Source organism: Mesorhizobium sp. M4A.F.Ca.ET.020.02.1.1 (assembly GCF_004022645.1).
GTDB lineage: Bacteria > Pseudomonadota > Alphaproteobacteria > Rhizobiales > Rhizobiaceae > Mesorhizobium.
The window spans coordinates 1-14264 of the sequence record NZ_RZOI01000072.1; the positions used below are offsets into that span (position 1 = coordinate 1).

11 protein-coding genes and 1 pseudogene are annotated in these 14264 nt (G+C 62.3%); 6 read left to right on the top strand and 6 right to left on the bottom strand.

All coding sequences use genetic code 11. The features are described 5' to 3' along the window. The coding region (locus EN742_RS07750; RefSeq protein ID WP_148670048.1) for a helix-turn-helix domain-containing protein at positions 1–303 on the bottom strand (303 nt) is incomplete at its 3' end. Between the two features lie 112 nt (positions 304–415). On the opposite strand from EN742_RS07750, the gene EN742_RS07755 reads away from it, so the two are divergent. Next, positions 416–1120: a glutathione S-transferase family protein gene (locus EN742_RS07755; protein ID WP_126055126.1), complete on the top strand. Its 705-nt coding sequence runs from the start codon at positions 416–418 to the stop codon at positions 1118–1120. Positions 1121–1171: 51 nt separating this feature from the next. On the opposite strand, the gene EN742_RS07760 is transcribed toward EN742_RS07755, so the two are convergent. From EN742_RS07760 to EN742_RS07775, 4 genes are all read right to left on the bottom strand, one after another. Next, the gene (locus EN742_RS07760) at positions 1172–2395 is read right to left on the bottom strand and encodes a TadE/TadG family type IV pilus assembly protein (protein ID WP_128332623.1); all 1224 of its coding nucleotides are present in this window, start codon (positions 2393–2395) and stop codon (positions 1172–1174) included. 171 nt (positions 2396–2566) lie between these two features. Next, the gene (locus EN742_RS07765) at positions 2567–3199 is read right to left on the bottom strand and encodes a LysE family translocator (protein ID WP_126055125.1); all 633 of its coding nucleotides are present in this window, start codon (positions 3197–3199) and stop codon (positions 2567–2569) included. Between the two features lie 321 nt (positions 3200–3520). Then, positions 3521–5485, bottom strand: a complete 1965-nt coding sequence (locus EN742_RS07770) for a pilus assembly protein (protein ID WP_189375222.1) — start codon at positions 5483–5485, stop codon at positions 3521–3523. A gap of 48 nt (positions 5486–5533) precedes the next feature. Continuing rightward, entirely contained in the window at positions 5534–7450 is a 1917-nt protein-coding gene (locus EN742_RS07775; RefSeq protein WP_245455486.1) for a TadE/TadG family type IV pilus assembly protein, read from the bottom strand. A 323-nt stretch (positions 7451–7773) separates the two neighbouring features. Here EN742_RS07775 and EN742_RS07780 point away from each other — a divergent pair, with 323 nt between their 5' ends. From EN742_RS07780 to EN742_RS07790, 3 genes are all read left to right on the top strand, one after another. Beyond that, positions 7774–8634 carry a TIGR01459 family HAD-type hydrolase gene (locus tag EN742_RS07780; RefSeq protein WP_126055124.1) on the top strand — a complete coding sequence of 287 codons (861 nt, stop codon included), beginning with the start codon at positions 7774–7776 and terminating at the stop codon, positions 8632–8634. Positions 8635–8643: 9 nt separating this feature from the next. Next, positions 8644–9636 (top strand): bifunctional riboflavin kinase/FAD synthetase, encoded by a 993-nt coding sequence (locus tag EN742_RS07785; RefSeq protein ID WP_128332622.1) that lies wholly within the window; start codon positions 8644–8646, stop codon positions 9634–9636. A 160-nt stretch (positions 9637–9796) separates the two neighbouring features. Next, positions 9797–11722 carry an adenylate/guanylate cyclase domain-containing protein gene (locus EN742_RS07790; RefSeq protein ID WP_128332625.1) on the top strand — a complete coding sequence of 642 codons (1926 nt, stop codon included), beginning with the start codon at positions 9797–9799 and terminating at the stop codon, positions 11720–11722. Positions 11723–11823: 101 nt separating this feature from the next. Here the strand turns inward: EN742_RS07790 and EN742_RS07795 are convergent, their stop codons facing one another. Next, positions 11824–13335: an inorganic triphosphatase gene (locus EN742_RS07795; RefSeq protein ID WP_348632853.1), complete on the bottom strand. Its 1512-nt coding sequence runs from the start codon at positions 13333–13335 to the stop codon at positions 11824–11826. A 193-nt stretch (positions 13336–13528) separates the two neighbouring features. Here EN742_RS07795 and EN742_RS37945 point away from each other — a divergent pair, with 193 nt between their 5' ends. Together EN742_RS37945 and EN742_RS07800 are read left to right on the top strand one after the other, a co-directional pair. Further along, positions 13529–13684 (top strand): hypothetical protein, encoded by a 156-nt coding sequence (locus EN742_RS37945; protein WP_189375224.1) that lies wholly within the window; start codon positions 13529–13531, stop codon positions 13682–13684. Positions 13685–13946: 262 nt separating this feature from the next. Then, positions 13947–14264: pseudogene (locus tag EN742_RS07800) on the top strand (MipA/OmpV family protein); the annotation flags it as partial.

A 14264-nucleotide genomic window follows, 5' to 3' on the forward strand; every position in this document is an offset into this window, starting at 1 on the left:
CGTATGCTCCCACCAGGCGCCGAGCGCATCGATCAGCGGCACAAGCCCGCGGCCCGCTTCCGTGAGGTCGTAGTCGACGCGCAGCGGATAGCCCTGATGCGCCGTGCGCCGCACGATGCCGGCGTCCTCCAGCTTGCGCAACTCCAGCGCCAGAATGCGATGCGACACGGTCGGATTGTCACGCCGGAGCTCGCTGAAGCGTTTGGTCCCGTCCTTCAGATAATAGAGCAGCAAGGTCGGCCAGCGGCCGCTGAGCACGCGCATGGTCTCTTCGATCGGGCAGCACGAAATGACATCTTTCATTGGGGACCTGGGGGCGTGGTTACAGAATAGCGCGTAATTTACATGGGGCGACCAGCGTTTAGGGTCAAGTTTCGCTGCGCGGCGTGATCCTCGAACATGGAAGAGACAACAAATGGAACCTATCCTCCTTTACGGCTTCCCGGCGGGAAGCTCGATGGGGCTCGTCGCTGCCTTCGAACGCCTCGGGCTACCCTACCGGCTGTGCCGGGTGGACATGCTGGCCGACATGAAGAACGAAGCCTATGCCAGCATCAACGGCCGGCAGGAAACGCCGGTGCTGATCACCGACGAAGGCAAGGTGCTGACCGAGACCATGGCGATCGCCGCATGGCTCGAGGCCCGCGATACAAACCGGCGCATCAGCTTCGACCCGCGCACGCAGGAAGCCGATCGGATGCATCAACTCATGGCTTTTGTGAACACCGGATTTACCGCCGCTTTCATGCCGCTCTGGGCGGCGTTGGAAATGACGTCGCCGGACCCAGTCTTGCAGGCAACCTTGCGCGACTTTGGTCGCAAGGCCGTTGCCGAACGCCACGACCGGCTCGAGGCGATGATCAACGGGACCGACTTCCTGGTCGGCGATCGGCTGACGCTGGCCGACACCACGCTGATCGGCGTGGCGCGCTGGGCCGAGTTCCACCAGGCGATCGAGGGCGCCGACTATCCCAGGCTTGCCGCTTTGCGCGAGCGCATCCAGGCCGATCCGGTCGTGCAATACGCGCTCGCCGTAGAGGATGGCAGAAAGCCTGTGGGTTCGGGTGCCTGCCTTGGGCATGTCCCGCTGGCCGAGGTGATCGAACGCTTCGCGGCCTAGAGCTGCTATTGTGCGGCGCCAGCGCGCCTGGCGCCGCCCAACGAATACTCCTTATTTCACGAGCGTGATGAGGCGGCTGGCATACATCTCGCGACTTCCAAGCACGGCTGAGCAGTCCGTTTTGATGGATGAGTTTCCGGTCATCTGCACGGTCTTGCCGACAAGCCTCAGGCAGTCTCCCTGGCCGCTCATGTCGGAGTTGCCGGCATAGCTAACGGGCGCGTCCGGCGCGTAGACGAAACCGCTGATCACGGAATTGGCGCCGCCATTCAACGTCAAGGCCGACGTGTTTTCGTGGTTTTCGAAGATGGTGATGCCGGCATAGGGACCGCTGGTGGGCGGGGAAAGGTTCACCTGCTCATTGGCATTTATGTAAATCTGCGCGCCCTCCATGAGGAATATCGTCACCCCCTGGCCGGTCAGGCTGCCGTTGCCCCCGGGTTTGATGGCGGTGCCGCGCATTATGTAGACGCCAGGCTCAAGCGTGATGTTTCCCGACAATGTCTTGTCGCAATAGGTGCCGGGCGCCAGCGTGTAGGTCTTGCCCTTGGGGACCGGCAAACACAACGTGTAGTCGGGGGGAACGACGTCGGCCAGGGGATCGAAAGACGCGTACTGATGCTCGAGCGGCGTTCCGCAGGTGAGATTGGCGCTTGGTGGCGAAAGGCCGGAAGTGCCGCCGACCGTCGAGACGCATGCCGCCGAGACCAGGGCGGAGCCACCTCTGCTGACGGCATCGGACGCGTCGGAGTTCGCGGCGATCACGCAACTGCTCATCGAGACATTGGTCGAGCCTTGCAGGCTCACCGCTGAAGACACATGCGGATCGAGCGCCAGCACGCAGGCCTGTGCACCCGGGTTCATCTTGACCTTGGCCGAGCGGTTGGCCTGCCACGAGGCCGCGCCGCTGAGGAAGCTTGGCCGGCTGATGCTGGACGAAAGCGAGATGTAATAGGCGCTCGGGCTCCCACTGGCGGCTGCCGAAAAGGCGGAGACGCTGCCTGAATATTCCTGCTGGTCGGCGGCGCTCATGTTGGCCGCAAAAAATGTCAGCCCAAGCGACTGGACGTCACCGGCTGTCATCCCGGCTGAGTACTTCGTGGCGACGGCAAGCCCGGCCGCGTCCAGCGAGTTCTGCAACTGCGCTGCGTCGTCGCTGGTGCCCACCAGATCGATGGTGCCGGCCACGCCAAGCATTATCGGCAGCATCGCTATGGCGGTCCCCATGGCGAAGTTGCCGCGCTCGGAGGCCCGGAAGCGTTTCAATGCGAACATTGCCCCTCGCCGAACTCTGTAAAGCTCAAGTGATACGCCAGGGGTCTCTACGAGCAATTTAAGCAAATGATAAAATGCTTGAATTGTAAAATGCTGCACAAATGGTTGGCCAAGCAGCCAGGCCACAGCGGCAGCTGGCGCGCAACAAGACCTGAATATCGGCACGCCCCGTCAGCGCTGCGCTTCGGTTGCCATCCTCAGAGCCAGCGCCGCCAGCACCGTGCCCATCATCCAGCGCTGGATGACCATCCACAGCGGTCGTCCGGCGAGGAAGGTCGCGATCGAGCCGGCTGTCACCGCGATGATGGCATTGACGGTGAGGCTGATCGAGATCTGGGTGACGCCCAGCACCAGAAGCTGCGACAGGACATGGCCCTTGGCCGGGTTGATGAACTGCGGCAGCAGCGAAAGGTAGAGCACCGCCACCTTGGGGTTGAGCAGGTTGGTCATAAGCCCCATCGCGAACAGCTTGCGCGGCCTGTCCTTCGGCATCTCGCGGACGTGGAACGGCGAGCGCCCGCCGGGCCTCACCGCTTGCCAGGCGAGCCACAGAAGATAGAGCGCGCCGGAAATGCGCAGCACGTCATAGGCGAAGGGCACGGCAAGCAGCAGCGCGGTGATGCCGAAGGCCGCCGAGACCACGTAGAACAGGAAACCGCAGGCGACGCCGCCAAGCGAGATCAGCCCGGCCTTCGGCCCTTGCGACAGCGAACGCGAGATCAGGTAGATCATGTTCGGCCCCGGCGTCAGCACCATGCCGAGGCAGACCAGCGCGAAGGTCAGATGGTTGGCGACGTCGGGCATTGCTTGACTCCAGCGCATGCGGCAGGGACGGTCCGATGCCGGCGAGCACCGACTTGTGCCTTGTGCCGCGAACGCGCACAAGGGCTTGCCGGCGCCGGCCGTTGCGCCAGGGTGGCATGCCGCAGGTTGGTGGGTAGTCTCGGCCTGCCTCCGCGGTCACGTCCAAATGGACGTGCGCTGCACAGTCTCAAACGAAGGCACTCATCTCCAACGCTTTTGTAACCTTCTACTTACCGACGACGAGGCCGCCGGACGAGGCGAGCTTATAGGATCGGCACGGCGAAGGACGATCTTCAACGCACCGGCATCCTTTGATGTGCCTTACCCCACCACGCGCAAATTCGACAATTCGTTCGCAATTTCCTTGAAATTGTCCGACAGCGTAGCGCCGGTCGCGTTCCAGAACAGCTTGGCCGGCTTGCTGGGGTCGGTCGGATCCTTGCGGAAGCGCGAGTCGGAAGAGCAGGCCTTCAGCGCGTCCATCGCCTTCTTGTCGCCGGAATCCGTCAAGGACATGTCGAGCGCGACGGTCATCACCATGATGTTGGCCGCCTTGGCGTTGTTGCACAGGCTCGCCATCTGCTCGTTGAGCGCGGCGGTGTAGTTGCTGGACGTATAGTTGAACTGGCCGATGGCGCTCGACGTGCCGGTGAACAGCCGGGTCACGGCCGTGCCGTGATAGGCGAGGCCGGTGTATCCATAGGCGGCATAGGTCGACTTGTTGCCGGCCGGGTCGCTGCTGACCGTCGAATAGGTGTTCTCGCCGTCGGTGAGCACGATGACGACCTTGTCATTGCCGCGCTCGCTCTCCGGCCGCCCTTCGGTGAAGGGCTCGGTGCTCGATACGGTGCGCCAGCCCCAGGCCATGCCTTCCGGCACATTGGTGTTGCCGTTCGGCTGCATCAGGTCGATCGCCGCCTTGATCGCCGTCAGCCCTGCCGCCTGGGTGACATCGGTCAGCGGTGTGATCGGCGTCGTGGTGCAGCTGTAGTTGGGACCGGCGCCGGTCGACAGCACGGGCGCATGGATCGGCCGCGGCTGGAAATACTTGGCCATGTTGGATTGCCGTGTCTTGCCGGTGGTGCTCGACGGATCGTCGTTCCACCAGCTGTTGGCCGCGCCATAGGTGACCGGTTTCGCCTCGTCGGGATCCTGCGTCAGATACCAGTGGTTGCCCGGCTCGTCCGGCGCGAACATGGGGACGAACATGGTTGCCGGGTCGCCGACGCCGGTGCCGATGTTGTTGGGGCCGCCGGAGGCCGGCGCGTCATTGACATTGTAAGGGTAGGGACGGTCCTCGACGCAGCCCTGCCAGCTGGCGAACGGGCCGTAGGTGTCGTTGTAGTCGTATTCGTCGTGGCTGCGTTTGCAGGTATGGTTCGAACGATATTCGTCGCAGACCACGCGCTTGGAGCCGACGATGCGCTCATGGCTGGTGACCACCTTCATGTCGCGGTAGAGCGAGAAGCGGGTCAGCATCTGGCCTTCCTGCTCGCCCCAGTCGGAGCCCTTCTTGTACCAGATGCCGTTGAACTTCTGCGCGTATTTGTTGGTGGCGTTCAGCGTCGTCCAATCGAAATTCTCGTGGTGTACCGGCGACAGCCCATAGGTGTCCATCCAGGAAGCGTTGTCGTTCTGCGTCCCGACATTCACCGAGGCGGCGAAGGGCACGATGCTGAACTGGACCGGCTTGTCGATCTGCTTGATCGCGGCCGCCTGCTGCGCCAGCGTGTCGACGAGCTGCTTGGCGGCCTGCTTGAGCAGGTCGATGCGCTTTTGCCCCGCGCCGGTGCCGAGGTTGCTCATCGAGCCGGAATTGTCGAGCACCATGGCGACTTCCAGCGTGTTTTTCAGCCGCACTTCCGAGCATACCGAGTAGTCGACGTCGGAAGACTGTTTATCGATCAGCATCGCCGCCGCCGGCAGGAAATAGGGCTTGTAGACCAGCGCCGCGCAGAGCTTCACCAGGCCGCCGCCGGTGGTGCTGCTGGGCAGCGTGACGCTGAGCGTGGTGTTGGCCGGATCGATACTGTCGCCCAGGTTGGCCTTGAAGAACTCCAGCGCATAGGCCCTCAGCTGGTCGTCGGTGGCGCCTTCGGCAAGGCGGCGGGCGGTGGCGAAATTGGCGGCGTCGAGCGCGTTCACCACCTTCTGTTTCTCGCTGATCATGCTCGAATAGTCGACGCTCAGCGCCACGGCTCCCATCAGCGGCACCATGGCGAGCACGGTCATGAGGGCATAGTTGCCGCGCCGGTCGCGGCAGAAGTCACGCCAGAAGTCACGCATATCGCGTAAGCGGCCCTGGGCGGGGGGTCTGCAAGGCGCTTTCATCGGTCAGCTGACGATGCGCAGGTTCGACAGTTCGTCGGCGATTTCCTTGAAGCTTTTCGACAGCGTGGCGCCGGTCGCGTTCCAGTACAATTTCGCCGCTGTCTTGCCGGTCGGGTCGGCCGGGTCTTTTCGGAACCTCGAGTCCGAGGAACAGGTCTTCAGCGCAGCCATTGCGGCCTTTTCTGCGGATTTGGTTTCCACGAGGTCAAGCGAAACCGTCATCACGATGACGTTCGAATTCTTTGCATTGGCGCAAAGCGTCTGCATCTGCTCGTCGAGCGCCGTCGTGTAGTTGGCGGCGGTGTAGGTCGTCTTGCCAACGGAAGCGCTGGTGTTCATGAACAGTCGGGTCAACGTGCCGGAGCCCGGATAGGTCAGGCCCGTGTAGCCATACGCGGCGTAAGTCGACATGTTCTTGGCGTAGGTGGCGTCGGCGATCGGGCTGTAGGTGTTGGCGCCGTCGGTCAGCACGATGACGACCTTGTCGTTGCCTCTTTCGGTGTTGGCCCGGCCGTCCGTGAAAGGCTCATTGCTCGACAATGCCCGCCAGCCCCAGGCAAGCCCTTCCGGCACGTTGGTATTGCCTGTTGGTGTCATCGCGCTGATGGCGCTTGTGATGGTGTTCTTGCCCGTGGTCGTGGTTATGTCCTGCAACGGCGTGATGGCGGCAGTCGTGCACCCGGAGTTGGGGCCGCCGTCAGCCGGCTCCGCCGCCGCGTTGTAGGGCTTTGTGACGAAATACTTGCGCATATCCGACTGGCGTTTTGCGACGGCCAGGCTGTCGGCCGAATCCACCCACCAATTGTTGGTGTAACCCCATGACGTCGTGCTGGCGTGGGTGGAGTCGGTCCAGAAATTGCCGGCCTCGTCCGGAGCGAACATCGGGACGAACAGGCTGGCGGGTGTGGACGTTGCCGGCGTCGTATCGTCCACATTGTAAGGATACGGCCTTGCTTCCACGCAGCCTTTCCAGGCTTGGTATTGGGCGGTCGTGTCGACATAAGTCTGACACGTGCCGTGGTTTTTCTTGGTGCAGGTTCGCGTCGTGGCCATCATATCCTGGTAGAGGGTGAAGCGGGTCATTGCCTTGCCCGCGTCGGCGCCCCAGCCGGTGCCCCTCTGGTAGTAGGCGTCGCCAACCTTCTCGATGTATTTGTTCGGATCGACGCCGGAGACGGTCTTGTTCATCTGCGTCCAGTCGAAATTCTCATGATGCACCGGCGAGATGCCGCCGAGATCCATCCAGGTCTTGTCCTTGTTGGCTGAGCCGACATTGACCGAGGCCGAAAACGGTACCAGGGCGAATTGCACCGGCTTGGTGACCTGCTTCATTTGGCCTGCCTGCAGGGCCAACGTGTTGACGAGTTCTGTCGCGGCGGTCTTGAGCAACTCTATTCGCTGCTGGCCGGTACCGGATCCATTCGTGCTCATCGAGCCGGAATTGTCGAGCACCAGGGCGACTTCCAGGGTGTTCTTCAGTCGGACTTCCGAGCACGCGGCCAAGCTTCGGTCGCTGGCCGTCCTGCCGATCAGCATTGCGGCAGCCGGCAGGAAAAACGGATGGTAGCGCAGGTTCGCGCAAAGCTTCAGCGTGCCGCCACCGCTATTGTTGTTGGGCAAGGTGACGCTCAGCGTGGTGTCGGCCGGGCTGACATGCGACAGATTGGCTTCGAAGAAGTTCTTCGCATAAGCCTTGGCATCGGCATCGCTTACATTGGCGACGATCTGCTGCGCCGTGGCGACGCCGGCGGCATCGAGCGCGTTCAACGTTTCCTGTTTTTGGCGAACCAGCTCCGTATAGTCGACCGCCAATGCCACGCCGCCCATCACAGGCACCATCGTGATGACGGCAATCAAGGCATAGTTGCCCCGCCTGTTGTGCACGAAGCTGCGGATCATCGCTCCGAACTTGCGGATCATAGCCTTTAGTCCCCCACTAATATACGACCAAGGTCGTAGTTGATCTGCAACCATGGTCACAGATCATTAAATTTCAGGTTGCGCGAATGCATCCAACCTCAACCTGCGTTTTCAAGGCCCGTTAACCATCGGGCTCGCGGCGAGGGTGCCGAGGGGCCTGGGAATTCAGTCACGAACGCGTGTCCTGCCCACGGTATCAGTCCTGCGGTAGCGGGTGCTGTCTGCCGAAAGCTGGTGACAGGATGAGGCGCTTCGGTTAATGCGGGACCGGCCGCGGCGGACCGTCGGCGGCGGCTTTCGCAACGATCGGCAGGGTAGACAGCATGGCGGATCTGCCAGACATCATCGGCTCGCTCGCGGATTTGTCGGGTGCCTATTCGGCCATCCTGTGCGATGTCTGGGGCGTGGTGCACAATGGCGAATGGCATTTTCCCCAGGCCGCGCTGGCACTGGCCGCGGCGCGCGCGGCGGACGTCCCGATCGTGCTGATCACCAACTCGCCGCGCCGCAGCGCCGATGTCGTTGCGCAGATGAACGCGATAGGCGTTCCCACCGACGCCTATGACCGCATCGTCACCTCCGGCGACGTCACCCGCGATCTGATCGCCGAGGGCCCGAGAAAGATCTTCCACATCGGCCCCGACCGCGATTTCACCCTCTATGACAGCCTCGGCGTCGATCTGGTCGAGGAGTTCGAGGCCTCCGGCGTGGTCTGCACCGGCCTGTTCGACGACGAGGTGGAAAAGCCTTCCGACTATGCCGACTTGCTGCAGCGGCTGCGCGCCCGCGACCTGCCGTTCATCTGCGCCAACCCCGACATCGTGGTGGAGCGCGGCGAACGCTTGATCTGGTGCGCCGGTGCGCTTGCCCGCGACTACGCCCAGCTTGGCGGGCGAACCCTGATCGCCGGCAAACCCTACGCGCCGATCTACGACGTCGCGATGAAGGAGGTTGCCGGCCTGCTCGGGCGTCCCGTCGAACGCTCGCGGGTGCTGGCCATCGGCGACGGCTTGATGACCGACATCAAGGGCGCGGCCGACAATGGATTCGACGTGCTCTATGTCTCGGGAGGCATCCATGCCCGCGACTATGGCGATCCGCTGCAGCCCGATCCCGACAGGCTCGCCGCCTTTCTCGATAAGCACGGCTACCGCCCGGTCGCGGTCATTCCAAGGCTGCAATAGGGGCGTTCCATGACGGAAACCTCACAAAGCTGCGCGCGCATCTCGGCGACATCGCCGCTGCCGACCCATTTGCGCGGCGGCGTGGTGGCGATCGGCAATTTCGACGGCGTCCATCGCGGCCACCAGGCGGTGCTGGAGCGCGCGCTGGCCGAAGCGCGGCGCCGCGGCGCGCCGGCCATGGTGCTGAGCTTCGAGCCGCATCCGCGAAAGGTCTTCCGGCCCGAGGTTCCGCTCTTCGTGCTGACGCCACCGCCGATGAAGGCCCGACTCCTGTCGCTTCTCGGGTTCGCCGCGCTGGTCGAGCAGCCCTTCACGCGCGATTTCGCCGCGCTCTCGGCAGAAGACTTCGTGACCGGGGTTCTGGAAAGGAATCTCGGCGTCACGCACGCCGTCACCGGCTTCGATTTCCATTTCGGCAAGGACCGCCAGGGCGGCCCCGCCTTCCTGATGGCGGCGGGCGAGCGCCACGGCTTTGGCGTGACGCTGGTCGACGCCTTTCGCGACGAGGGCGCCGAGGTGATCTCGTCGAGCCGCATCCGCGCGCTTCTCGGCGAAGGCGCGGTGGCCGAGGCCGCCGGCCTGCTCGGCTACCGCTTCACCGTCGAGGCCGAGGTGATCGGCGGCCAGAAGCTCGGCCGTACGCTTGGCTTTCCGACTGCCAACATGAGGCTTTCGCCGGAAGCTTCTCTCAAGGAAGGGATTTATGCCGTCCGCTTCCGCCGCGCCGACGGCACGCTGCATGACGGCGTCGCCAGCTTCGGCCGTCGTCCGACCGTCGACGACAATGGCGCGCCGCTGCTCGAAACCTTCGTCTTCGACTTCTCCGGCGACCTCTATGGCGAGGCCTGCGAGGTGTCGTTCTTCGGCTTCCTGCGGCCGGAGCTGAAGTTCGACGGGCTGGATGCGCTGGTCGCGCAGATGAAGCGCGACGAGGCCGAGGCGAGGGCGCTGCTGGCAGGCGTGCGCCCGCTTTCGGAGCTGGACGCAGCCGTGGCGTTCTGAACTATCTCTTCAGCGCCATTCCGGTGGCCCAGCGCAGTGTGGAAGCGACCTTTCCGACCGCCGGACCAATGGACGACATCCTGGCCTGGCGGGTCGGGCCTCTCGTCAGCATGCTGGGTTAGGTGTACCATTTTGGCAATGATGGGTCCGGGGCAGGATGATGATCGTCCCTCCAATGAACCGGAAACTGCTGGCGATCCTTGCAGTGGATATGGTCGGCTATTCAAAGGCGACCGAGATTGACGAAGCTGGCACAATCGAGCGCCTGAGAGCTATCCGGGCCGACGTAACCGATACGGCGATCGCTCTGCATCAGGGTCGAATTGTCAAGCTGTTGGGAGATGGCGCACTTGTCGTCTTCGACAGCGTGGTCGATGCGGTGATCTGCGCAGCCGAAATTCAAAAAGCTGTGGCCGTTCGCAATGGTGGACTGCCGGAGCAAGAGCGGATCGTGTTCCGCATCGGGATAAATCTTGGCGATGTGGCGCTGGTGGATGGCGATGTGTATGGCGACGGCGTCAATATCGCCGCTCGCATAGAGCAGCTTGCCGAGCCGGGCGGGGTGATGGTGTCAGGTACGGCCTACGACCATTTGCAGGGCAAGCTTGATTGGCCACTCGATTTCGTCGGCGAGCAGCACGTCAAGAATATCAACCGCCCCGTGCGGATGTACCGGGTGAGGCTCGATGGCAAGCGGCTGCGCCGGACCTTACGCCAGGCGATGCCGCACTGGACCAGGACGGCTGCGGCGGCGATCGTGGTGCTGGCTTTGGTGGGTGTGGGGACCTGGTGGTTCTTTCAGCCCGCGTTACTGGGGGCCAAGCCGTCGGTCGCGGTGCTGCCTTTCAATAATTATGGCGACGAGGCCAGCGGGCGTTTGGCCGATGGCTTGACTGAGGATATCATCACCGACCTCGCGCGGTTTCCCGAACTTGACGTCGTAGCCCGGAATTCGACGGAAGTTTACAAGGGCAAGCCGGTGGATGCCCGCCAGGTCGCGCGTGCGCTCCATGTCGGCTTCGTACTGGAAGGCTCCATCCAGCGGCAAGATGGGCGGGTGCGGGTCACCGCACAGTTGATCGATGCACTAACCGGCAACCACCTTTGGTCGGATCGTTGGGACCGGCCCGCTGAGGACGTGTTCGCCGTCCAGACCGAGATCGCAGAGCAAGTCTCCAACCGGCTGGGCGGTGGCGTAGGGTTGATTCAGACGGCCGGGCGGGCCGCGGCCAAACGCAAACGACCTGAAAACCTAAATGCTTACGACTATTATCTGCTCGGGACCGAGAAGATTGAAGAGATCACCGTAGCCGATGAGCAGGAGGCAATCGCGCTTCTCAACCGCGCCATTGAGCTGGACCCCGGGCTGGCTCGCGCCTGGGTAGAACTTTACCATGCGCATGGCATATTGGCTGGCTTCGGTATCAATCCCGAGAGCGAGATCAAGGCGGCTGCCGATGTGGCCGAACACGCGGTGCGGCTCGATCCAGGCGACGCTGAGGCACACGCCGTGTTTGGGATGAGTCTCAGCCACAAGGGCGACAACGCCCGCGCCAAGGCCGAACTGGATACGGCCCTTCGTCTTGCTCCCGGTTCGTCCGAAATCCTGACGTTCTATACCGGCTATGCGGCACGCTTCGGTGAACCCGAACGCGGCGCTCAGATGGTCGACCAGGTAATGCGGCTCGACCCGAACTATCCGATGTGGACGTCCAACTTCTTCGGCCCTGCCTATTTTATGGCCGGCCGGTATGAGGACGCCTTGAAGATGCTGGAGCGCATGACACCTGACAACTACGACCATTGGAGGTGGGTGGTGTTTGGCGGCTCCCTTGCGGCTCTGGGTCGGATGGATGAGGCGAATGCCGCGGTTAGGGAAACTCTCAAGCAGTACCCCGACCTGACCGTCGAGAGCATGATCAATGAAGTCGGCTTGAGCACTAGTGAGCGCAGCCGGTTTATTGAAACGATGCCGCTCGCCGGTTTTCCGGCTTGCGCCAAGCCCGAGGCGCTGGCGAAACTCGCCAAACCTGTGCGACTGCCGGAATGCGAGGCGGGCGAGGCGCAGCCTCTCGGGCAGCCATAGAACAGCTCCGCACCGGCCAGCCCATGGCGATGGCTAGGCCGGCGAGCGCGGTGACACCGGAAGTGGGCATTGGAGCTTCGTCGCTCCCTCCGCATGCTGCCTCAACGCCAGAAGCGCCTGGTCTTGACAAAGGTGTCGTGTGCTTCCGCGGCGTCCTTGAGAAGCTTGGACTTGTCCTCGCCGCTGAAGAGATCGTCCGCACCAGTTACGTCCGAAAGCTCCAGCGCTGCCAGCATATCGGGGGCGGTGGCAATATCGTTGAGGCTGCCGAGATGATCCTGCAGGCCCTTCATCGCCTCGATGAACCGTCGATGGCGTTTGGCCTCGGCCTTGCCGTTGTAGAGCGGCTCGAAGAACTCGGCCGCGTAGCGCAGTTTCTTTGCGGCGATCCGTACTTTATGGCGGGTCTCGTCATCGGCGTCGATAAGATTGTTGCCGCCCTTCGCCACCTTCTTCCAAAGTTTATCAAATACATCCGAGGCGAAATCCTTCGACGACTGTTCGGACAACATTTCATCCGATTGGGTTCGCCAGTCCTTGATGGAAATCCACTCGGTGACATCGATCATCAAGGAGCGGGCGCGAATTGAAGAGAACGATGCTGCGACCGCCGCATAGGCGTCGTCGCGCACTTCCTGAAGACGGCTTGCAAGAATCCTGCTGGAAGCGTGATCGATCATCACGTCGATATTGCGTGCATCGCCAAGTTCCGCTGCGAGCCATTTCAATTCTCCTCGCATGTAGTCGAAACGGCTGTCGTCGAATAGCGACTTGCAGATCGAGCATAGGGAGCGCAGCCGTCGCAGCGACACGCGAGCCTGGTGCAGGGAGTCGGCATCGCGAGACCATCCCAGCGCCATCTCATTGAGACGGAACTGTTTGAGACAGGCCGCTGCGATGCGCGCGAAAGCCATTGCCACGCTCATCTCGGACGTGAGCGGGGTCGCAGCTGATTTCACAGCACCCGGTGCAGGGCCAAGCAGACGATAGCCTCGTTCAGCTTTGCTTAGCACCCCGAGATGCGCCGGCGTGACCAGGTCAATTTTCCGAGCGAGCGCAAACAGAGCTGCCGGCGAGCCCGCCTTCTTCTCCAACTCGATCTCGCAGAGCGGTGCCTCGCGACCGGCTGCGACGACCTTGCCAAGATCCAGGGCAACCTCGATCGTGGCGTCGCCATCCGACACATTCCAAGAATGCCGTTTGACATGAACCTCGAACAAGGGCGCCAGCTTTGCGCCATCCTCTGCAAGCAGGTCTCTGATCTGCGGATCGTCAAGTATCGGTGTATCGCCGTCGACCGGGCGCTCCCATTCCTCGCGCGTGAACGATCCGGCGGCGGTGCCATCGCCGGCTTTGAGGGTTTGGATCCTTTTATCACCCGATTGCCGGATGCGAAGCGATAGACCGCGCTTGGACAGGTCCCATCCGAGCGTATCGAAATAGATGGATTTTTGCTGAAGAATTGTGGGCGAGGACCCGAACGGATTCTTCTTGAGGAGCGATCCCGCACCCGACCGCGACAGCTCGAACTTCAGTTCCGTTTCCTGCATGATGTCCTCGGCGCCGCGCAACTTCACGACAATCGAAGGGACCCTCCCTGCATGGTGCGTCATAAAGCTGTCACAAACAACCGCTCGCCTTGACCATCTGTGGCCGGACCTCAAGCCGGCTGACGACGATATGCGAGCCGGTACCATACCTGTCAGTCCTCGTTCATCCGATGATGCAGGAAAAGGACACAGGAGATGGCTACCAAAGAAAAAAGGAGGAATGTGAGCCGGGCAAGAGCAGCAGCCGAAACAACTGTTGAAGGCGGCAAGGAAGGAACACCCCGATGCATCCAAGAAAGACATCGCCCGCGCGGCGTTCTTTTCGATCATCGCTAACGCCGACCAGGACCACGGAAAGGTCAAAAACCTACAGGCATTCGCCATCGCAGGCCGAGTGAGCGGCGACGCTTAGTGAGGCGGCACCCAAATGTCCCGTTGCAACCGTTGTCGATGCTTCATCCAATTCACACCCTAAGCGCGTTTCGGACATCTCGAGTTTGCGACAGTGCGGGTCGTTGAATTGGTTGGGAGTCAACCAGTCCAGCTCCCGATGTTACGACTTTAAGTCAAATTTTACCGAACCCGCGCCATGGCTTGAGCACTGCCGGTTGTTTGCGCCGGCGTGTTTCGCGTATGGGGTAACGATGCGTATTGTCCGGGCGATTCCGCTGGTAATGACCGCCGTCCTGCTGGGTGTCCCGACCGCCGGGGCGGGCGAGGGCAGCTGGATATCCGGCGACTGGTATCTGACGCTCGGCGCAACCGGCCTCATCGCGCCGAATTTCGAGGGCGGCAAGAAGTACATGCTCAGCGCCCAGCCGATCATCTCGCTCGGCAAGGTGGGTCCGGAAGCGCGCTTCACCTCGCGCAACGACAACATCTCGCTGGCGCTGATCGACGACGGCAGCGTGCGCGCCGGCCTCACCGACAAGCTCCTGTTCTCGCGTGCCAGCAAGGACGAATTGGAAGGCCTTGATCCGGTGCGCTGGGGC